Raw genomic sequence first — 20,165 nt, forward strand, 5'->3', positions numbered from 1 at the left:
CAGGGAGAGGGTAGGGTGAGGGTGGTTTAACCCCATGACCACAACCGCAACCTTCTCCTTTGCCCATCGTCCCCTTGTTCCGTTTGCCCATGACTACGTTCACGGTGACAGCGAACCGTGGCATGAGCATGACTGCGCGCAGCTGTTGCACACCCTGAGCGGCGTGGTGCGGGTGGATACCGCATCGGGCTACTGGGTGGTTCCTCCCGGCCGCGGCGTCTGGCTGCCGGCGGGGACACGCCACTCGCTGCGTATCACCGGCAACGTGGCGGCGCGAACGCTGTTTATCGATCCGCTGGCGCGGGCCGATCTCCCTGCTACCTGCCAGATCGTGCAGATCTCCCCGCTGCTGCGCGAGCTGATCCTTGCCGCCCTTGCTTTGCCTGAATCGTACTCACCCGGCAGCCGGGATGAACGTGTCTATGAGCTGATCCTCGATGAAATTCGCATGATGCCGGTACTGCCGTTTCATCTGCCGGAGCCAGAAAGTGAGGCATTACGTCATCTGTGTCTGCAAATCGGGCAAAACGCAGGAGAAAGCTGGAGCAGCGCGCAGGCCGCGAGCATGGTAGGGATGAGCGAGCGTACCCTGAACCGCCATTTTCAGCAGCAGACGGGATTAAGCTACGGTGAGTGGGTGAGAAGGGCGCGCCTGCTGGAAGCCTTAGTGCGGCTGGCGCAGGGCCAGCCGGTGCTGCGCGTGGCGCTGGAACTGGGTTACGGTAGCCACAGCGCCTTTACGGCCATGTTCCGCCGGGTGATGGGCATTTCACCCAGCGAATACTTCAAAGACAGCTAACCGCATTAAAAAGCGCCTGAAGCGAGGCGCGCGAGACGTCGCCGTCAATGCCTACGCCCCAGCGGCTGCTGCCGTCCTGGAACAGGCAGCGAATGTACGCCACCGAGCGGCTGTCGCTGCGCTCGCCTAACGTATGTTCATGATAGTCCTTAATCACAAACGACGCGTTAACCCAGCGGCTCAGGCCGTGAGCGGCGGCGGACAGCAGGCCGTTACCCTGACCTTCCAGCTGGCGCGTTCCCCCCTGCGTGACGACGCTTGCCGTCAAACGCAGCGTACCGTCCTGCTGGCCATCGCTGCGATAGGATTGCAGCGCAAACGGCGGCGTTGCCACCAGGCCGTAGCGGGTGCGGAAAAGCTGCCACAGCGCGTTTTGCGTCATCTCTTTTCCGTGGCGGTCCGTTTCCTGCTGCACGTGCTGGCTGAAGTCCTGCTGCAGGGCGCGCGGCAGCTTCAGGCCGTGATTTTGCTCAATAAGCCACGCGCTGCCGCTTTTCCCTGACTGGCTGTTCACGCGGATCACCGCTTCGTAGGTGCAGCCGATATCCTGCGGGTCCACGGGCAGGTAAGGCATCTCCCAGCGATCGCCAGGCCTGCGGGCATCAAAGCCTTTTTTGATCGCGTCCTGGTGCGAGCCGGAGAAGGCGGTATAGGCCAGCCGACCGGCCCACGGATGGCGCGGATGCACCGGCAGCTGGTTACAGGCTTCCACCACTTCCACTACGCGGTTCATGTCGCTAAAGTCCAGATTCGGGCTAACGCCCTGACTATAGAGGTTCATCGCCAGCGTCACCAGGCAGACGTTGCCCGTGCGCTCTCCGTTACCGAACAGACAGCCCTCCACGCGGTCAGCGCCCGCCATCACGGCAAGCTCGGCGCTGGCAACGCCGGTACCGCGGTCGTTATGCGGATGCACGCTGATGCAGACGTCGCGGCGGCGGCTGAAGTGGCGGCAGAAATATTCGATCTGATCGGCATACACGTTCGGCGTGCTGACTTCGACGGTCGCGGGTAAGTTGATCACCATCGGGCGTTCGTCGCACGGCTGCCAGATTTCCGCCACGGCTTCACAAATCTCCAGCGCAAACTCCGGCTCGGTAAAGCAGAAGGTCTCCGGAGAGTACTCGTACTGCCAGCGGGTATCCGGGTTCTCTTCACACAGCTGACGAATAAGGCGCGTGGCGCGCGTTGCCAGCTCGACGACTTGCGCTTTCTCCATGCCGAACACCAGGCGGCGGAACAGCGGGGCGGTGGCGTTATACAGATGGACGGTGGCCTGCTTCGCGCCGCGTAACGATTCAAAGGTCCGGACGATCAGATCTTCCCGCGCCTGGGTTAACACCTGAATCGTGACGTCATCCGGAATGCGGTTTTCTTCAATCAGCTGGCGCACAAAATTGAAGTCGGTCTGGGAGGCGGACGGGAAGGCCACCTCAATCTCTTTGAATCCGCAGTCCAGCAGCAGGTTCCAGAACTGCAGCTTGCGCGCGCTGTCCATCGGCTCGGCAAGGGCCTGGTTGCCGTCGCGTAAGTCGGTGGAGAGCCAGCGCGGCGCGCGGGTGATGCGTTGCTCCGGCCAGCGGCGGTCGGGCAGGGAAAGCATGGGATAAGGCTGGTACTTGTCGGCGGGTGTGTTCAGCATGGTGCGCTCCTTTGTCTTTTCACTATCGTGAATCGATTTCAGGCGCGCTGCTTTATCGAAACTGACAATCGCTGTCGCGTTCTGGACAGCCGGGGCGGTTGCCCGGTGGCGCTACGCTTACCGGGCCTACGAATGATGGCCCGGTAAGCGTAGGCCGGGTAAGCGTAGCGCCACCCGGCATCCTGCGCACAAGAACTAGTGCGCACCGCCGCCGCCGCTACCGGCGCCAAACGGGGGTTTAGCAAACCACACCAGCCCCAGCAGGACGATAAAGATCCCTGCCGATATCCAGAAAATCTCGTTGGCCGAGATAATCAGGCCCTGGTTGGTGATCTGCTGGGCGATCCAGCCGGATGCCTGCTGCTCCGTCATGCCCATTCCCTCCAGCTGGCTATACATCTGCTGCGCGTTGGGGTTGAACGGGTTCACCGCTTCGGTGAGTTGAGCATGGTGCATCGATTCCCGGTTGGTCCACAGCGTCGTGGTGATCGACGTCCCGATGGAGCCCGCCAGCGTTCGGGTAAAGTTCGACAGGCTCGATGCCGCCGCCATGCGCTCAGGCGGTAAGCCGGAAAGCGTGATGGTGGTCAGTGGCATAAAGAAGCACGCCACGGCAAAGCCCTGAATAAACTGCGGCCACGCGGAGGCGCCAAAGTCCATTCCCGGTTCGAACGTGTACGCGCGCCAGTAGAAGCACACGGCGTACATGATGAAGCTGAACGTCACCAGCCGGCGCATGTCGAGCTTGTGAGCGAAGCGGCCAATAATCGGCGACAGCAGAACCGGAATCAATCCAACCGGCGCCGAGGCTAAACCTGCCCAGGTTGCGGTATAGCCGTATACCTCCTGCAACAGCTGCGGCAGCAGAACGATCGCGCCGAAGTAGAGCATGTAGGCGAGGCTGATACACAGACAGCCGATGGTAAAGTTTCGCGACTTAAACAGCGACAGGTCGACTATCGGGTTGTCGTCCGTCAGCTCCCAGACGATCAGGAAACTAATGGCGACGACGGCGACCACCGTCAGAACGATGATTTCCGAAGAGGCAAACCAGTCGAGCTCTTTACCTCGGTCGAGCATGATCTGCAGGCTACCAATGCCGACAACCAGCAGCGCCAGCCCGATACCGTCAATGCGCCGCTGTTCGGTACGCGTTTCGCGCCCGCGCAGTGACTGCAGCGTCATCAGTACCACCAGCGCACCGATGGGCACGTTGATAAAGAAGATCCAGCCCCAGTGGTAGTTATCGCTGATGTACCCGCCCAAAATCGGCCCGCAGATTGGCGCAACAATCACGGTCATCGACCACAGCGCCAGCGCGATAGAGCGTTTTGCCGGCGGGTAGTTGTTCAGCAGTAAACTCTGCGACAGCGGAATCAACGGCCCGGCGACAATCCCCTGAATGACGCGGAAGAATATCAGCATCGTCAGGCTGCTGGACATGCCGCACGCCCAGGAGGCCAGAACGAACAATACCGTCGACCAGAGGAAGAGCTTCACTTCACCGACGCGCTTCGCCAGCCAGCCGGTAATCGGAATGGAGATGGCGTTTGCCACCCCAAACGAGGTAATGACCCAGGTCCCCTGGCTCAGCGACGAGCCAAGGTTACCGGCGATGGTCGGGATCGCCACGTTTGCGATGGTGGAGTCCAGCACCTGCATGAATGTCGCCAGCGACAGCGCAATGGTCATAATGACCAGCTGCGCGCCTTCCAGCGGTTTTTGCGGCTTTTGCTGTTGCATAACGCTCACCTTCGGATTAACCGGCGTTTGCCTTCACGATGTCATCGATCAGCTTGTTGACCGGATCGAGGCTAATTTCACGGGCGTTACTTTCATAAGCCGGGCTGCTACGCACCTGGCTTGCCAGGATCTGGCCGTCGCGGTTGGCGGTATCGACCGTCACCAGCGTAGAGAGGCCGATACGCAGCGGGTGATCCGCCAGCTGTTTGGCATCCAGTTCGATACGTACAGGCAGACGCTGAACCACTTTGATCCAGTTACCGGTGGCGTTCTGCGCCGGCAGCAGGGAGAAGGCGCTGCCGGTCCCCATATCCAGACCGACCACTTTCCCGGTGTACTTAACGTCATCGCCGTAGATGTCGCTGACGACCGTTGCGGTCTGGCCGATACGCATATGGGCAAGCTGCGTCTCTTTGAAGTTGGCATCAACCCACAGATTGTCTGCCGGCACGACCGCCATCAGCGGCGTGGTTGGGCTAATCTGTGCCCCGGGCTGGACGGAACGGCGCGAGACGTAGCCGGTCATCGGGCTGACGATTTTAGTACGCTGCAGGGCAAGCCATGCGTTGCGGACTTCGGTCGCCGCCTGCTGTACGGCTGGCTGGTTTTCCAGGCTGGTGCCCAGCACCATCGCCTGGTTGGCGTTGTACTGTTGAATAGCCACGTCCAGCTGTGCCTGCGCGCTGGCAACGGCGTCGCGCGCGTGCTGCAGCTCTTCACGGCCAATCAGGTTGGCCGTGCCGAGCGGCACGCGGCGGTTCAGGTCGCTCTGCGCCTGCGCGAGTGCAGTCTTCTGCACGTCGATGTTGGCCTGCAGCTGTTTACTGTTGATCATCAGCTGGCGGGTTTGACGGACGCTGGAAGCCAGCGCGGTCTGTGCTTTCTCAAACGCCTGCTGGGCGTCGGTTGGATCGAGGGTCACCAACACATCGCCTTTTTGCACAAAGTCGGTATTGTCAGCCCAGACTTTCGTCACGCTGCCCGACACCTGCGCCATAATTTGTACCTGGTTCCCTGCCACGTAGGCGTCGTCAGTCTCTTCAGCATGACGCAAGACTAAAAACCAATAGATCCCATATGCCACGGCAATAATGATAAAGAGCAAGGTCAACAGAAGAAGGGCGCTCTTACGTTTGCCCTTCTTGTTGGCCGGTTGCTGCGGGGTAGTGCTCTCCGCATTTGCGCTCATTGTTATTCTCCACGATCTTCTTATTTTCACATCGGCTGAGCCGACCTGTTGTCAGAAAGGCCAGCAGTGTGACGTGCTGGCCTGTCGGTTTTCTTATAAATCTGGAATGGTGAGCGTGTCGTCGCGTTAGCGCAGCGCCTCAAGAACGGCGCCGTCTTCATCCATCTGGTCCAGACGGGTGAGCAGCTTGCGAGTGATGTGCTCAAGCTGGTCGCGCTCGGCGGGGCTGAGGGCAGACCAGAGTTTGTGCAGGCAATTGTGCTGAGGTGGCAGCACCTCGCGCAGGAACTGGTGACCTTTATCGGTCAGTTGCAGATGCAGGCAGCGACGATCGTTGTCGCTTTCACGGCGCTCAATCCAGCCACGCTTTTCAAGCTCATCGGCAATACGGGTCGCGTTGGTACGGGAAGAGCCCAGCGCGCAGCTCAGCTCGGAAGGCTGAATGCTGTGATTTTCCTGAGACTCCAGCGTAATCAACGCCATAAACAACGTCTCGTTAATCCCTTGAGCTTTCAGCATTTTATTACGGTTTTCCAGTAGCTTACCCTGCATGTGCATGCACAGGCGAGTCAGCAGGATTTCCTGATACGGGAAGTCCTCATGGCGACTGGCGCGGAATTTAAGCATTTGTTCAATGGGCGTAAACGAACTATCCATTTGGGCATAACCTCATTAATTACAGCCGATATAGTAACGATAGTGACAAATAATGTAAATGAATTATTTGTGCGGTTATATCCGCCAAATTAATGTCACCATCAGAAAGCGCCGGGTAAGTCCGTGACCCGGTGAGCACAGAAAGCGAAGGGTGTGAACCCGCTGGAGAGAGGATGTGAGGACGGGGGTCTGAACTATTCATGCCGATTGTAAATATGTCACCCACATTAAAATTTCTGGGATAAATGATTACGTTTACATTAACAGACTGAGGGGCCTCTTTACACCCTAAGAGGCCCAACGCAATGTAAAACTTAGTGAATTGCATCCTGACGATGATAGCCGCGCCACCAGACAAGCAGGTTGAGCGCGGCGACGATGGCCCCAATCCCGCACACGCCGGACCATCCGGCATGCTGCCACGCCGAGGCGGAGATGAGCGAGCCCGCAGCGCCGCCAATAAAGTAGCTGGTCATGTATCCGGCCGTGAGGCGGTTACGCGCCTCTGGCTTCACACGATAAATCACGGTCTGGTTGGTGATGTGAACGCCCTGCACGGTGAGATCGAGCACCAGAATACCGACGATCAGCGCCAGCACCGAGACGTGCCCGTACCAGATCGCCGCCCACGAGAGCAGGAGTAAAACCAGCCCTGCGGAGGTGGTCAGGTGAGATTTGCCCTTGTCGGCCAGCCCGCCTGCGGGACGCGCGCCGAGCGCGCCTGCGGCACCGGCCAGGCCGAACAGGCCAATCACCCCTTCGGAATAATTGAACGGCGGGGCGGCAAGCAGAAACGCCATCGACGTCCACAGAATGCTGAAGTTAGCGAAGGTGAAACAGCCCAGCAGGGCGCGGGTGCGCAGGAGTTTATCCTGCGTGAACAGGCTGAACACGGAGGCGAGCAGCTGCGGATAGTTCAGGTGGTTCTCCTGCTTCACCTTCGGCAGGCCGCGCCACAGCGCCAGGGCCATGATGACCATCAGTACGCTCGCCACCCAGTAAACGGTGCGCCAGCCCCCGAGGCTTGCCAGCAGCCCGGCAACGGTACGCGCCAGCAAAATCCCCAGCAGCAGGCCGCTCATGATAGTGCCCACCACCTTGCCGCGTTTTTCCGGGGAGGCGAGGGTCGCAGCGAGCGGCACCAGGATTTGCGCCACCACGGAGAACAGCCCCGTGAGCGCGGTACCGACGATCATCATCGTCAGCGACTGGCTGCTGGCGGTGATCAGCATCCCGCCGGCGGCCAGCAGGGTCATGGAGACGATAAGCATCCGGCGTTCAAACATATCGCCGAGCGGCACCAGGAACAGCAGCCCGGCGGCATAGCCAAGCTGCGCGGCCGTAACGATGAAGCCTGCGGAGCTGGCAGAGAGGTTGAACGCGCGGGCGATGGTGTCGAGAAGTGGTTGTGCGTAATAGTTGCTGGCGACCGCCAGACCCGTTGCCACGGACATTAAAAGGATGAGTGCGGGGCTAAGCCCTTGAGTTGTTTTTGTCATTAGTTTCAGGAATCGTTAGTTGAGTGATTATTTTTCCGGAAACCATCATACCGAATGATTGTGAATGTTGGGGGAGTGATGGGTGATGTATTGTGCGGTTTAGGTTGGGTGCGGTTTGATCCCCTCACCCCGACCCTCTCCCAAAGGGAGAGGGAGGTCAAGGTTCCCTCTCCCCCTGGGAGAGGGTTAGGGTGAGGGAAAATGTTTTACTTCTGTGCCTCAAGCGCCTCTTTCACCCAGCCGTCAAACTGCTGCTGGTGGGCCTTGATCCAGCCGTCCACGTGACCTTTTACATCGGCCTCAGACGATTTACCCGCATGCATCATCGCGTTCTGGGCGTTGATGTCAGCCAGCGGCAGCTTCATCACCGAGAACAGCTTCGCCGCCGCCGGGTTTTTCTCCGCCCAGGCTTTGTTGGCGACGATGTGCATCGTATTCACCGGGAAGCCGTAGTTCATGCCGTTCGGCAGTTTGGTGTCGATATCTTTCTGCTCGCCCGGCAGGGAGGAGAACGGAACCTGCAGCCACACCACGTCTTTACCCGGCTTCAGCACGTCGCTCACCCAGTACGGCGTCCAGGTGTAATAGATAACCGGCTTGCCCTCTTTGAAGCGGGCAATGGTGTCGGCCATCATCGCTGAATAGTTGCCGTGACTCACGTCGACCGTTTTCGCCAGATCGAACGCTTTGTTCTGGTGGTTAATCACCGCTTCACAGCCCCAGCCCGGCGAGCAGCCCATCATGTCGGCTTTGCCGTCGCCGTTGGTGTCGAACAGTTTGGCGATCTTCGGATCTTTCAGCTGCGCAATATTGGTGATGTGGTACTGGTCGGCGGTTTTCTTGTCGATAAGATACCCCTGTGCCGCGCCGGTCACGAAGGTGCCTTCCCGGTAGAATTTCTTGTCGCCACCGGCGGCGGCATACATATCGTCGTGCAGCGGCTGCCAGTTCACCGCGGTAAAGGTGGCGTCACCGGAGGCAATCGAGGTGTAGCCCACGTTGTAATCCACTTCGCTCGGGGTATTAACCGTATAGCCCAGCTTCTCCAGCGCGCGGCTAACCAGCAGGGTCTGGAAGGACTCTTCCGAAATGGTGCTCTGCACCGGCTGTACGGTAATGCCTTTGCCCGGCAGGTCCGCCGCAAACGTGCTGGTGGAGACAAGGGTGGCAAACGCTGTGGCAAAAAATACGCTCTGTCGCATCGTTGTTCCTTATTTAATAAATGGGCGGGTGAGTAACCCGACGGGGCCGGTAGTAAACCAGCGACGGTTGCCGCGACTGCGTGAATCACGACCGACGGCCTGGGTCAGGCGGTCAAGAATTATGGCGAGGATCACGATGCCCACGCCGCCGACGGTGGCAAGCCCCATGTCAAGACGGCCAATGCCGCGCAGCACCATCTGGCCCAGACCGCCTACGGCGATCATCGAGGCAATGACGACCATCGACAGCGCCAGCATCAGCGTCTGGTTAACCCCTGCCATAATGGTCGGCATCGCCAGCGGGAGCTGAACCTTAAACAGCAGCTGGCGCGGGCTGGCGCCGAACGAGCGTGACGCTTCGATCAGGTCCGCAGGCACCTGGTTTATCCCCAGAATGGTCAGGCGAATAATCGGCGGCAGGGCGAAGATAATGGTCACCACCACCCCCGGCACGTTACCGATGCCGAACAGCATCACGATAGGCACCAGATAGACGAACGCCGGCGTGGTCTGCATCGCATCCAGTAACGGACGAATAATCTTCGCGGCCCGCGGGCTGCGCGCCAGCCAGATCCCCATCGGTAAGCCGATGACAACGCAGAAGAGCAGGGCGGTCAGCACCAGTGCCAGGGTGATCATCGCCTGCGACCAGGCGCCAATCGCACCGATGGCAATCAGCGAGACCAGCGTGGCGATCCCCATCCCCGCGCTGCCAAACTGCCAGGCGATCAGGGAAAACAGCACGATGGCCACCGGGGCCGGCATGCCCAGCATCAGCTGCTGGAAGCCGTTGAGGATGTAATCCACCGGAACGCGGATCCCCTGGAAGACCGGACGAAAGTGCGTAACCACCCAGTCGATCCCCTCCGTAACCCAGCTGTCCAGCGGGATCAGCGTCTTGTGGAACGGATCCATAATATTGAAGTGTTCTGGCGCAGGCGCGGGCGCGCTGTTCAGCCAGTCTGCCGCACCGCCGCCGTCGGCAGGGGCCGGCGTGGAACCCCACGCATCGGCAGATTGCGCAGCGCTGTCCGCTGCTTCAGGTGTACCCCACGGGTTAGATTGATCGGTCATTGTTTGCCCCCTCGCGATCTAAAGCCTGCAGCAACATGCGTTTTGAGATGATGCCGACGTACTGTTGTTCCTCACCCACGACCGGCACGGCGCACGGCGCCTGACCCACGTGTGAGAGCAACTCGCTGAGCGGCGTTTCGGCGTCCACGGCAAGCGGAGCGTCGATTAACGCCGCATCGATTCCCTGGTTTTCGCCGAGGGCGGTTTTCAGAGAGTCGATGGAGACAACGCCAACAAATTTATTGCCGCGTTCAACCAGATAGCCGTATTCACGGTCTTCGTCCTGCAGCAGCTTCAGCGCGGAGCGCGGGCCGAAACCTGGCGTTTTTCGAATAATGCCGTTTGGCGCTCGGCGGGCAATATCCCTGGCGCTAAAGACCTGGCTAATATCTACGCCGCGGAAGAAGGTGCGGACATAATCATTGGCCGGATTATTGAGTATTTCATCCGGCGTGCCGACCTGCACCACTTCACCATTTTGCATAATGGCAATACGGTCGCCAATACGCATGGCTTCATCCAGATCGTGGGAAATAAATACAATGGTTCGCTGATGTTTCGCCTGTAATTTTACCAGCTCATCCTGCATCTCGGTGCGAATTAATGGATCGAGAGCCGAGAAGGCTTCATCCATTAATAATATGTCCGGATTAATGGCTAATGCACGGGCTAATCCTACGCGCTGGCGCATACCGCCGGAAAGTTCATCCGGGTACGCATGCGCATAATTCTCCAGCCCAACCTGACGCAGTGCATCAAGGGCTTTTTCCTGACGTTCCTGAGCGGGCGTACCGGCTAATTCCATGCCAAAAGCGGTATTATCCAGCACCGTCATGTGCGGCATTAGCGCGAATGACTGGAACACCATCGCAATCTTCTTTCTGCGCACCTCGCGAAGCTCGGCGTCGGATATTCTGGCGATATCCACGCCGTCAATCAGCACCTGCCCGCGGGTGGGTTCAATCAGGCGATTGAGAAGGCGAACCATAGTGGATTTACCCGAGCCGGATAATCCCATGATGACAAAAATCTCGCCTTCTTCAATGGCCAGACTGGCGTTTTTAACGCCAAGCGATAGCCCGGTTTTTTCCAGAATTTGCTCTTTCGTAAGGCCTTTTTCAATATATTTGAATGCGCGCTGCGGATGCTCGCCAAATACTTTATAAAGATTTTTCACTTCTAATTTAATTGCCATGCAATAGAGAGTGTCCTGTTATTTGTTTATGCCGATATGATTACCATGGTAAATTGTTAACGGGCATAACCCTAACATACTCAGAATCTGAGACAACCCTGTGTTTGCTTATGGTATGAATTTTCAGGGAAGCGAAACGGCTGAATTTCCCATGAGTAAAGGGCTGAGCGTGGTTTGAATTTTTCTCAATTTTTTGCTGCTGCATCGGGGAATTTCGCCTGAATCGGACGATTCAGGCGAATATGACGCGGAAATGACAGTGTAGTCGCTTTGTAAATATTAGAGAGAAAATAGTTGGGTTTATATTAAATTAACGAACGTTAGCGTTCATTAAAAATCCCAGTCTTCATCCTCCGTTTCGACCGCTTTGCCCATTACATACGATGAACCTGACCCGGAGAAGAAATCGTGGTTTTCGTCGGCGTTGGGTGACAGCGCGGACAGAATCGCCGGGTTCACCTCCGCCATCTCCGGCGGGAACAGCGCGTCGTAGCCGAGATTCATCAGCGCCTTGTTGGCGTTATAGCAGAGGAAGGCTTTCACGTCTTCCTCCCAGCCGGTGCCTGCGTACAGCTCCTCGGTATAGCTCAGCTCGTTGTCGTAGAGATCCATCAGCAAATCGAGCGCAAACCCTTTGAGCTCTTCACGCTTCTCATCGCTGATTTTCTCCAGTCCTTTCTGATACTTATAGCCGATGTAATACCCGTGTACCGCTTCATCCCGAATAATAAGGCGGATCAAATCGGCGGTGTTGGTCAGCTTGCCCCGGCTCGACCAGTACATAGGCAGCCAGAAGCCGGAATAGAAGAGGAAGGATTCCAGAAACACGCTGGCGATCTTCTTCTTCAGCGGCTCGTCGGCACGGTAATATTCCAGCACCAGGTCCGCCTTGCGCTGTAATGACTCGCTCTCTTCACTCCAGGCATAGGCGGCGTCCACGTCTTTGGTCTGGCACAGTGTCGAAAAAATCGAGCTGTAGGAGCGGGCGTGCACCGCCTCCATAAAGCTGATGTTGGACATTACCGCCTCTTCGTGGGGCGTCAGCGCGTCACGCATGAGCGCGGGCGCCCCCACGGTATTTTGAACGGTGTCCAGCAGCGTCAGGCCGGTAAAAACGCGGATCGTCAGCTGCTGTTCGGCGTGGCTGAGCGTTTGCCAGGCCGGGATATCGTTAGAGAGCGGGACCTTTTCCGGCAGCCAGAAGTTGCTGGTCAGCCGGTTCCACACTTCGAGATCTTTGTCGTCCTGGATCTTGTTCCAGTTAACGGCGCTCACGCGTGACAGTTTCATCCTTTCTCCTTACAGCGCGCAGGACACGCAGCCTTCAATTTCGGTGCCTTCCAGCGCGAGCTGGCGCAGGCGAATGTAGTAGAGCGTTTTAATGCCTTTCTTCCAGGCGTAAATCTGCGCCCTGTTGATATCCCGCGTAGTGGCGGTATCCGGGAAGAACAGCGTCAGCGACAGCCCCTGATCCACATGTTTTGTCGCCTCGGCGTAGGTATCGATAATTTTTTCCGGGCCGATCTCATACGCGTCCTGATACAGCGCCAGGTTCTCATTGGTCATAAATGGCGCCGGGTAGTAAACGCGTCCGGTTTTGCCTTCCTTACGAATTTCAATTTTTGACACAATCGGGTGAATGCTCGATGTAGCGTGGTTGATGTAGGAGATGGACCCGGTCGGCGGCACGGCCTGCAGGTTCTGGTTATAGATGCCGTAACGCATCACGTCATCACGCAACTGCTGCCACATCTCGCGCGTGGGCAGAACGATCCCGGCGCGGGCAAACAGCTCACGCACTCGCGCCGTTTTCGGCTGCCAGTCGCCTGCAAGGTATTGGCTGAAATACTCTCCGCTGGCATAGCGGGAGTGCTCAAAGCCCGCGAAACGCTGGTTGCGCTCGCGCGCCAGCATCATCGAGGTGTGCAGCGCGTGCCAGGTAATGGTGTAAAAATAGAGGTTGGTGAAATCCAGCCCTTCCAGGCTGCCGTAAGCAATGCCTTCCCGCGCCAGATAGCCGTGCAGGTTCATCTGCCCAAGGCCGATGGCGTGCGACGCGGCGTTACCCGCCTCAATAGACGGCACGCTACGGATGTGGCTCATGTCCGACACCGCCGTCAGGCCGCGAATGGCCGTCTCCACCGTGCGGCCAAAATCGGGGGAATCCATGGTATGGGCGATATTCAGCGACCCGAGGTTGCAGGAGATATCTTTGCCGATTTCCGCGTAGTCCAGGTTCTCGTCGTAGGTTGACGCGCTGTTAACCTGCAGAATCTCCGAGCACAGGTTGCTCATGTTGATGCGCCCGGCAATCGGGTTGGCGCGGTTCACCGTGTCCTCGTACATGATGTACGGATAGCCGGACTCAAACTGAATTTCGGCAAGCGTCTGGAAGAAATCGCGGGCGTTGATGGTCTTTTTGCGAATGCGATCGTCGGCCACCAGTTCGTCGTAGAGCTCGCTGATGGCTACGTCGCCAAAGGCTTTGCCGTAAATTCGCTCGATGTCATACGGCGAGAAGAGCGCCATCTCGGCATTCTCTTTGGCAAGCTTAAAGGTGATATCCGGGATCACCACCCCCAGCGACAGAGTTTTGATACGGATTTTTTCGTCGGCATTTTCGCGTTTGGTATCCAGAAACCGCAGAATATCAGGGTGATGCGCATGCAGGTAAACCGCGCCCGCACCCTGACGCGCGCCAAGCTGGTTGGCATAGGAGAACGCATCTTCCAGCATCTTCATCACCGGGATCACGCCGGAGGACTGGTTTTCGATGCGCTTGATCGGCGCGCCCGCTTCACGCAGGTTAGAGAGCAAAAACGCCACGCCGCCGCCGCGTTTCGAAAGCTGCAGCGCAGAGTTCACCGCGCGGCCAATCGACTCCATATTGTCTTCAATGCGCAGCAGGAAGCAGGAGACCAGCTCGCCGCGCTGGGCCTTGCCGCAGTTGAGGAAGGTAGGCGTGGCGGGCTGGAAGCGCCCGGAGAGGATTTCATCGGTGAGCTGTTCCGCCAGCGCTTCATCGCCCTGGGCCAGCGTCAGCGCCACCATCACGGTACGATCCTCAAAGCTTTCTAAGTAGCGTTTGCCGTCGAACGTCTTGAGGGTGTAGCTGGTGTAGTACTTCCACGCGCCGAGGAAGGTCTGGAAACGAAAACCGCTGGCGTGGGCGCGTTCAAACAGTCTTACCACGAAGGGGCGATCGTAGCGGGCCAGGACGCGCTCCTCGTAGTAGCCCTCGTTAACCAGATAGTCGAGACGCTCATTCTGGCTCGCGAAGGTTACGCTGTTGGGCCGCACGTGCGCGGTGAAAAAGGCGTCCACCGCCTCACTGTCTTTATCAAACTGAATGCGCCCCTGACGATCGTAGAGGTTAAGCATCGCGTTTAACGCGTGGTAATCCGGCGTCGCCTGAATTACCCGTTCTGCGGTTGTCGTTGCCAAAATTCGTTCACTCCTTTACGCACGTTTTCGACGTCCTGCTGCGTCCCCATCAGCTCAAAGCGATAGAGATACGGCACGCCGCATTTTTGAGAGATGACATCTCCGGCGCGGCCAAAGGCGTCGCCGAAATTGCGATTCCCCGCCGCGATCACGCCGCGAATCAGCCCGCGGTTATGGGGATCGTTGAGAAAGCGGATCACCTGGCGGGGGACAGCGCCCGCCGTACCGCCGCCGCCATAGCTGGGCACCACCAGAATGTACGGCTCCTCTACCCGGATCCGCTCCCGCTCGTTCAGCGGAATGCGCACCGCAGGCAGCCCGACGCGCTCAATAAAGCGGAGCGTGTTTTCCGAGCTGCTGGAGAAGTAGACCAGCCCACTCATGCACGCGTGGCCTGAGCGCTCAGGCGGTTGATCATGTCCGGGCGAAAGCCAGACCAGCTGATCTCCCCGGCGACGACGACCGGCAGCTGACGGAACCCCTGCGCGCGCAGGGTATCGGCGGCCTCGGGCTGCTGGTCGATATTCACCATCTCAAACGCCACGCCGCGGCTTTCCATCGCGCGTTTTGTGGCGTGGCACTGAACACAATCGTTACGAGTGTAAATAATAATGCTCATGATTCGTATTTCCATTTAAAATGAGGGAGCGGCGCGAATCATCGCGTCAGGTTGTGTGTATCTTGCTAAAGGGAATACTAGATGTAGTTGTCTTAAGTTTCAACCATACAAGATATGGGAAATTCAGATTGATGTCGTCCTGATGATGAGCACAGCGGGGCAGGGCAGGCTATACGGGTTTTTCAGGCCATCAGGCAAAGAAAAGCCCCGGCAGCCGCTGGCTGTCGGGGCAGAGAAACGCGTGAGGCTGCGTTATTTACGCAGGCTGAGCAGGGCACCCACGAAGATACCGACTGCCGCGACCGTACCCAGCGTGCAGAGCGGTTTTTCGCGCACGAAGGTTGTTGCGCAGCTGACCGCATCGCAGGCCGCCTGCGTCGTCCGCGTACGTCCGTTCAGACGCGCGCGGGTTTCACGGAGCAGAGACTGAGCCTTACGCTTTGCGGCATCCGCTTCGTCCTTCGCGTCACTTCCCCAGGACTTCAGCACCTCTTCCAGCGTATCCGCTAATTGGCTGACATCATTACGAATATCCTGAGCGTCGTCATTAATATCGTTTCGGTTCGGTCTGTTAAACATACGATCCTCCGTAATTTTGTGTTCCCGTTCAGTTTAGTTCAGAAATTTAATATCTGAAGCGCATCACGCGTTATCCGGCAGTTTATGGACTATTCTGAAAGCCCTGCTAATGCTGAATACTGTAAGGTTGCCGGGCAGGAAAAGATAACGAGGAAAAGATATGTATTTACGACCTGATGAGGTGGCGCGCGTTCTTGAAAAAGAGGGATTCACCATGGATGAGGTGACATCAAAAGCGTATGGATATCGCCGCGGCGAGAATTATGTTTACGTTAATCGTGAAGCCAGAATGGGACGTACCGCTCTCATTATTCACCCGACGCTGAAAGACAGAAGTCTGTCATTCGCTGAGCCTGCCTCGGATATTAAAACCTGCGATCATTATCAGCAATTTCCGCTCTATTTAGGCGGAGAGACGCATGAGCATTATGGTATTCCGCATGGCTTCAGCTCGCGCATGGCGCTGGAGCGGTTTTTGAAGGGACTGTTTGGCGACGTACAGTAAATTTGCGACTGGCCTTCGCCAGTCGCTTCACATCACGCTTTTGCCTGGCTGTACTGGCTGACCTTAAACAGGCGGCGACAGTAGTCGAGGAAATACCCGTAAACCGCACCCATCAGCATTGAAATCACAATATTTGAACTGACCGCCGCCGCAATCTGGTGCCAGTCCGCGCCCACCGTCAGCAGAATGGCCACGTAAACCGGAGACTGGAACGTCACATACGCCAGCACGTCCGCCAGGTTTTTCACCCAGCCGGCGGGGCTGATACGCCGCGCGAAGCGCATGACCGCATCGCGGTATAAACCGTAAGGCCAGGCAATAATAATATTGACCGGGATCGCCACCAGACGAGATGAAAGTGACTGCTCGAAGGTCATTCCGGAGAGGAATATTTCAATCAGCATGTTCACGACGGAACAGTAGACAACCATCGCGAAAGTATCCGCTACCGCATGGCGCAGGCGAGATTGCGGTGAGAACATGTCTGAACTCCTTGAGAAGAACACAAAAGAAACGATTTTCCCGAAGCGGTTAGTGCTTTAGGTTGGTTTGTTTGACGTGTATAGCGTATATCTCTATGTTTGAACTAACAACTAGTGATTAATTTTTATTTAATCGCGTTTTGTCGACAAAATTCTCTAAACTTGGTTGTTTTTTGTTCGGTTCGTTATAATCTGTCTCGCTCAATAATTTTCATATAAAAATCAATCGATTGTTTTTTGGTGGTGCTGCGGTGGGACTCGGTTCACTTGCGGGTAGAGCAGGACGCTGAAATTTGGATTAAAGTTAACCCTTTATATTGTTGTGAGCATTGAAATCGGGCGTATCCCGCAGGCGTCATAAGATAATATTACCGGCGATATTTAATCTTATTAACAGTAGGGGCGTACGGCAACGCGGGTAGATATTTAAACAGAAATGAATTATTCTGTCGGCGATTTATCTATTTACCCTAAAGAAAAGGTTTTCAAATAATATGTCTTTGACGTTACAGAATCTTAATAATATCCGAACTCTGCGGGCCATGGCGCGCGAATTATCCCTGGACGTTCTTGAGGAAATGCTGGAAAAGGTCAGGGTCGTTGCCGAAGAGAAACGTAGTGAACTGGCGGAATTAGAGCAGCAGCGCGCTGAGCAGCAGGAGAAAATTAACGCCCTGCTGGAGCTGATGAAAGCCGACGGTATTTCACCGAATGACCTGCTGGGCACTGAACTGGCGCAGGCGGGCAAGCCAGCGAAAAAACGCAAGCCGCGTGAAGCCAAATATCGCTTTATTGACCAGAACGGTGAAGAGAAAACGTGGACCGGCCAGGGCCGCACGCCGAAGCCTATTGCCAGCGCGCTGGCAAACGGTAAATCACTGGATGATTTTCTGATCTAATGCGTGAACCGGGCGGAATATTCCGCCCGGCTGTCTGTTCAGCAGACGCCGAAATCACCGTCTTCGGTATACGGTGCCAGATCGGCAGCTTTCAGAGTATATTTCTCGCCTTGCTCATTGCTGGCCTGTACCGCCACAATGCTGTCACCATTCACTTCGAGCACCTTCAGCTTTGGGCCGCCTTTGCGCGGTTGTACATAATCACCGACAGAAAACATATTACCTCCTCTTCGTTTTAGCGATCTTCACCTTAGCCCACGTACGACGGCGGGTACAGCGTAATTCACCGTTTACTGCTTATGAGGTACGCCGGTTCCAGGGCATCACCTTGAGCAGCCGCGCCATACCGCAAAAACCCGTCACACCCGCGAGCAGCAGTCCGGCCCCCACGAAACCGCTGAGCAGGAAAAAGCCGCTGGAGACGCTATAGCCCAGTACCACGCCGCAGAGAATGAGCATCCCGGCGGCAATTTGCACCTGACGCATCAGCGGCAGCGGCTGGGATTTATCTTCGACGATCTGTAGCCCGGCTTGCTTCCAGCCCTGAATGCCACCCTCGACCACAAAAGCCTGAGCGGGCGCGGCAGCCTGTGCAAGGCGATCGGCATTCCCCGAGGTCCGGGCGCCGGACTGGCAGTGAAAAATCACCGTTTCACCTGCGTGCGTTTTAAGCCCCCCGGGCAGAGTATCCAGCGGCACGGACTGCGCGACGGGAATATGCTCGCGGGCGTACTCGTCGGCATCGCGGATATCAATCAGTCTGGCGCCTTCAGCGACGCGGGCGCTGGCCTGGCGCGGGGAAAGAAGAGGAAGTGACATGGCGGCTCCTTACGGACAATAAAGGGTTTTCAGGGTGCTGATAAGCTGATGCACCGCATCGTTTTTAATGAAATAAAGAATGCGCTGCGCGTCGCGGGTGCTGTCGATAAGGCCTTCCTCACGCATGCGCGCCAGGTGCTGCGACGTAGCGGACGCGCTAAGCCCCGTCGCACGCGCCAGGTCCCCCGCGCTGGTGCCGGGGGCACCGCACAGCGTGCAGAGGATCAGCAGCCGACGCGGGTTGCTCATTGCTTTTAAGAGTGCGGCGGCCTGCTCGGCGCTGGCCTGGAGTTGTTCAAGTTCAGTCATGGTAGTTTAGTGTTTCCTTAATTAAGCAAATTCTAAACTAATCTATCGCTTTAAACCAGCGTCAAAAGCGTAAAAGAGGGTAAACGCGAGGTTCGGGACTGGTACAGACGGGTAAACGGGCTATGCTTAGAGAGTTCTCTTGATGATTTTCAATGGATTAGCTTGCACGGAGTTTTTATATGGGATTTTGGCGCATTGTTTTTACGATCCTCATACCGCCGCTGGGCGTGCTGTTGGGCAAAGGGCTTGGCTGGGCGTTTATTATCAACATTCTTCTGACGCTGCTGGGCTACTTCCCCGGCCTCATTCACGCGTTTTGGGTACAGAGCAAAAGCTAAGCGCGCCACAGTAAATCGCTATAGATATCGGTCAGCACGCCCGCTGGGCCAAACTGCTGTTTGATCCACCGCGTGACCTGACCGGTCGCGGCATGCTGCGTGGCGAGCAGCATGCGCGAATCCTGACGCGGGTTATTAATCCGCCGCGTTACCAGTAGCCCGTCTTCCACTGCCTCGCGCGTCATATATTCCGGTAAAAAACCTATCCCTTCCCCCAGGATCTGGCACTGGCATTTGGTGTTAAAGTCCGGCACCAGAATGGCCTCCTGTCCGTGCAGCAGCCAGCCGACCTTCTTATTAATCGTGTGTGCGGTATCTTCCACCATGATGTTGGGGTACAGGCGCAGCTGGCTCTCCGCTATCGGTTCCGGGACGAAGGCGAGCGGGTGTTCCGGCGCGATGGCGAACACCCAGCGGATGGCGCCGATCTCGGTGTAATCAATCCCGCCGCCGTCGAGCAGCGTGTCCGGCGCGCCAATCGCGATATTGGCCTGGTTGTTAATGATGGAGTCCCAGACGCCGTTATACACCTCGGTAGTGACGGTGATCTGGCAGGTCGGAAACTGTTTTTTCAACACCTGCAGCAGCCGCGCGGTATGGCGTGGGGTGTATAAAAGCTGATTGATACAGATGCGCACCCGCGCCTCAATGCCCTGCGAAATGGTATCAATCCCGCGCTTGATGGCATGGAAGTCGTTTAGCAGGTCGGTCGCTTTGCGGTAAAAGTAAAAGCCGGACTCGGTCAGCTCGATGCTGCGCGTGTTGCGCACAAACAGCACCACGTCCAGCCCGGTTTCCATCCGCTTGATGGTGTAACTGATGGCCGAGGTAGTGACCCCAAGCTCGGTCGCCGCCTTGCTGAAGCTGCCGAAGCGTGCGGCGGTGGTAAAGGCCAGCAGGTTCTCTTCGGTAAAGATGGAATTCATATCGCTGCTCCCTTGAGCCATCAGTTTTGAACATATTTTAACAACGATGTTACAACGCATTTGAAGCCGGTCACAGTTCTGACTATTTGCTGCAGGCCGCACTCGGTAAGGCTTCGTCAGGCATAAGCATAATGCAGCTTCGCGCGCTAAAACGCGGTTAAACATAAGAAAAAGGTTGCACGGACGCACGTTTTAACCGGTTTATTGAATTTAACTCAACAATGAATTGACTGTCGATGAATCAT

General features: G+C 56.9%; 22 protein-coding genes. 4 read left to right on the forward strand and 18 right to left on the reverse strand.

The window, feature by feature from the left end:
- Positions 1 to 34 precede the first annotated feature (34 nt).
- Positions 35 to 799, forward strand: a complete 765-nt coding sequence (locus M2433_RS21890; protein WP_429057696.1) for an AraC family transcriptional regulator — start codon at positions 35 to 37, stop codon at positions 797 to 799.
- Here the strand turns inward: M2433_RS21890 and leuA are convergent.
- From leuA to M2433_RS21955, 13 genes are all read right to left on the reverse strand, one after another.
- A complete protein-coding gene (leuA, locus tag M2433_RS21895) occupies positions 786 to 2,441 on the reverse strand; it encodes a 2-isopropylmalate synthase (protein ID WP_429057695.1) in 1,656 nt (551 codons plus the stop codon). The two genes, M2433_RS21890 and leuA, sit on opposite strands and share 14 nt — an antisense overlap.
- 195 nt (positions 2,442 to 2,636) lie before the next feature.
- A complete protein-coding gene (emrB, locus tag M2433_RS21900; protein WP_047348081.1) occupies positions 2,637 to 4,184 on the reverse strand; it encodes a multidrug efflux MFS transporter permease subunit EmrB in 1,548 nt (515 codons plus the stop codon).
- A 16-nt stretch (positions 4,185 to 4,200) separates the two neighbouring features.
- On the reverse strand, positions 4,201 to 5,373 hold the full coding sequence (emrA, locus tag M2433_RS21905; protein WP_045909303.1) for a multidrug efflux MFS transporter periplasmic adaptor subunit EmrA: 1,173 nt from the start codon (positions 5,371 to 5,373) through the stop codon (positions 4,201 to 4,203).
- A gap of 126 nt (positions 5,374 to 5,499) precedes the next feature.
- Complete coding sequence (gene mprA, locus M2433_RS21910; RefSeq protein WP_429057692.1) at positions 5,500 to 6,030, reverse strand: transcriptional repressor MprA; 531 nt, start codon at positions 6,028 to 6,030, stop codon at positions 5,500 to 5,502.
- Between the two features lie 314 nt (positions 6,031 to 6,344).
- The gene (locus M2433_RS21915) at positions 6,345 to 7,529 is read right to left on the reverse strand and encodes an MFS transporter (RefSeq protein WP_047348082.1); all 1,185 of its coding nucleotides are present in this window, start codon (positions 7,527 to 7,529) and stop codon (positions 6,345 to 6,347) included.
- A 206-nt stretch (positions 7,530 to 7,735) separates the two neighbouring features.
- Positions 7,736 to 8,731: a glycine betaine/L-proline ABC transporter substrate-binding protein ProX gene (gene proX, locus M2433_RS21920; RefSeq protein WP_429057690.1), complete on the reverse strand. Its 996-nt coding sequence runs from the start codon at positions 8,729 to 8,731 to the stop codon at positions 7,736 to 7,738.
- Between the two features lie 9 nt (positions 8,732 to 8,740).
- On the reverse strand, positions 8,741 to 9,805 hold the full coding sequence (proW, locus tag M2433_RS21925) for a glycine betaine/L-proline ABC transporter permease ProW (RefSeq protein WP_429057689.1): 1,065 nt from the start codon (positions 9,803 to 9,805) through the stop codon (positions 8,741 to 8,743).
- Positions 9,789 to 11,000, reverse strand: a complete 1,212-nt coding sequence (gene proV, locus M2433_RS21930; RefSeq protein WP_429057687.1) for a glycine betaine/L-proline ABC transporter ATP-binding protein ProV — start codon at positions 10,998 to 11,000, stop codon at positions 9,789 to 9,791. Before proV ends, proW begins: the two co-directional genes overlap by 17 nt.
- Positions 11,001 to 11,330: 330 nt before the next feature.
- Positions 11,331 to 12,290: a class 1b ribonucleoside-diphosphate reductase subunit beta gene (nrdF, locus tag M2433_RS21935; protein ID WP_429057686.1), complete on the reverse strand. Its 960-nt coding sequence runs from the start codon at positions 12,288 to 12,290 to the stop codon at positions 11,331 to 11,333.
- Positions 12,291 to 12,299: 9 nt separating this feature from the next.
- Positions 12,300 to 14,444, reverse strand: a complete 2,145-nt coding sequence (gene nrdE / locus M2433_RS21940; protein ID WP_429057684.1) for a class 1b ribonucleoside-diphosphate reductase subunit alpha — start codon at positions 14,442 to 14,444, stop codon at positions 12,300 to 12,302.
- Positions 14,417 to 14,827, reverse strand: a complete 411-nt coding sequence (nrdI, locus tag M2433_RS21945) for a class Ib ribonucleoside-diphosphate reductase assembly flavoprotein NrdI (RefSeq protein WP_029742052.1) — start codon at positions 14,825 to 14,827, stop codon at positions 14,417 to 14,419. The genes nrdE and nrdI overlap by 28 nt, the downstream gene beginning before the upstream one ends.
- Positions 14,824 to 15,063, reverse strand: coding sequence for a glutaredoxin-like protein NrdH (nrdH, locus tag M2433_RS21950; RefSeq protein ID WP_429057682.1), 240 nt, complete (start codon positions 15,061 to 15,063; stop codon positions 14,824 to 14,826). The genes nrdI and nrdH overlap by 4 nt, the downstream gene beginning before the upstream one ends.
- A gap of 252 nt (positions 15,064 to 15,315) precedes the next feature.
- Positions 15,316 to 15,642 carry a DUF883 domain-containing protein gene (locus M2433_RS21955; RefSeq protein ID WP_008502569.1) on the reverse strand — a complete coding sequence of 109 codons (327 nt, stop codon included), beginning with the start codon at positions 15,640 to 15,642 and terminating at the stop codon, positions 15,316 to 15,318.
- A 160-nt stretch (positions 15,643 to 15,802) separates the two neighbouring features.
- Between M2433_RS21955 and M2433_RS21960 the strand changes: the two genes are divergently transcribed.
- Positions 15,803 to 16,147 (forward strand): DUF2002 family protein, encoded by a 345-nt coding sequence (locus M2433_RS21960; protein ID WP_006811693.1) that lies wholly within the window; start codon positions 15,803 to 15,805, stop codon positions 16,145 to 16,147.
- A gap of 32 nt (positions 16,148 to 16,179) precedes the next feature.
- Here M2433_RS21960 and alaE read toward each other — a convergent pair whose 3' ends face one another.
- On the reverse strand, positions 16,180 to 16,629 hold the full coding sequence (gene alaE, locus M2433_RS21965) for an L-alanine exporter AlaE (RefSeq protein ID WP_023617655.1): 450 nt from the start codon (positions 16,627 to 16,629) through the stop codon (positions 16,180 to 16,182).
- 494 nt (positions 16,630 to 17,123) lie between these two features.
- On the opposite strand from alaE, the gene stpA reads away from it, so the two are divergent.
- A complete protein-coding gene (gene stpA, locus M2433_RS21970; protein WP_047348091.1) occupies positions 17,124 to 17,528 on the forward strand; it encodes a DNA-binding protein StpA in 405 nt (134 codons plus the stop codon).
- Between the two features lie 38 nt (positions 17,529 to 17,566).
- On the opposite strand, the gene M2433_RS21975 is transcribed toward stpA, so the two are convergent.
- From M2433_RS21975 to M2433_RS21985, 3 genes are all read right to left on the reverse strand, one after another.
- Complete coding sequence (locus M2433_RS21975) at positions 17,567 to 17,746, reverse strand: hypothetical protein (RefSeq protein WP_047348092.1); 180 nt, start codon at positions 17,744 to 17,746, stop codon at positions 17,567 to 17,569.
- 79 nt (positions 17,747 to 17,825) lie between these two features.
- Entirely contained in the window at positions 17,826 to 18,347 is a 522-nt protein-coding gene (locus M2433_RS21980; RefSeq protein WP_429057678.1) for a rhodanese family protein, read from the reverse strand.
- A 9-nt stretch (positions 18,348 to 18,356) separates the two neighbouring features.
- Positions 18,357 to 18,656, reverse strand: a complete 300-nt coding sequence (locus M2433_RS21985; RefSeq protein ID WP_429057677.1) for an ArsR/SmtB family transcription factor — start codon at positions 18,654 to 18,656, stop codon at positions 18,357 to 18,359.
- Positions 18,657 to 18,835: 179 nt separating this feature from the next.
- On the opposite strand from M2433_RS21985, the gene M2433_RS21990 reads away from it, so the two are divergent.
- Positions 18,836 to 18,994, forward strand: coding sequence for a YqaE/Pmp3 family membrane protein (locus M2433_RS21990; protein WP_059312464.1), 159 nt, complete (start codon positions 18,836 to 18,838; stop codon positions 18,992 to 18,994).
- Here M2433_RS21990 and M2433_RS21995 read toward each other — a convergent pair.
- On the reverse strand, positions 18,991 to 19,920 hold the full coding sequence (locus M2433_RS21995) for a LysR substrate-binding domain-containing protein (RefSeq protein WP_429057676.1): 930 nt from the start codon (positions 19,918 to 19,920) through the stop codon (positions 18,991 to 18,993). The genes M2433_RS21990 and M2433_RS21995 overlap by 4 nt on opposite strands.
- Positions 19,921 to 20,165: the final 245 nt, after the last annotated feature.

It is taken from the genome of Enterobacter sp. AC1, assembly GCF_050434705.1.
In the GTDB taxonomy this organism is placed as follows: Bacteria; Pseudomonadota; Gammaproteobacteria; order Enterobacterales; family Enterobacteriaceae; genus Enterobacter; species Enterobacter cloacae_L.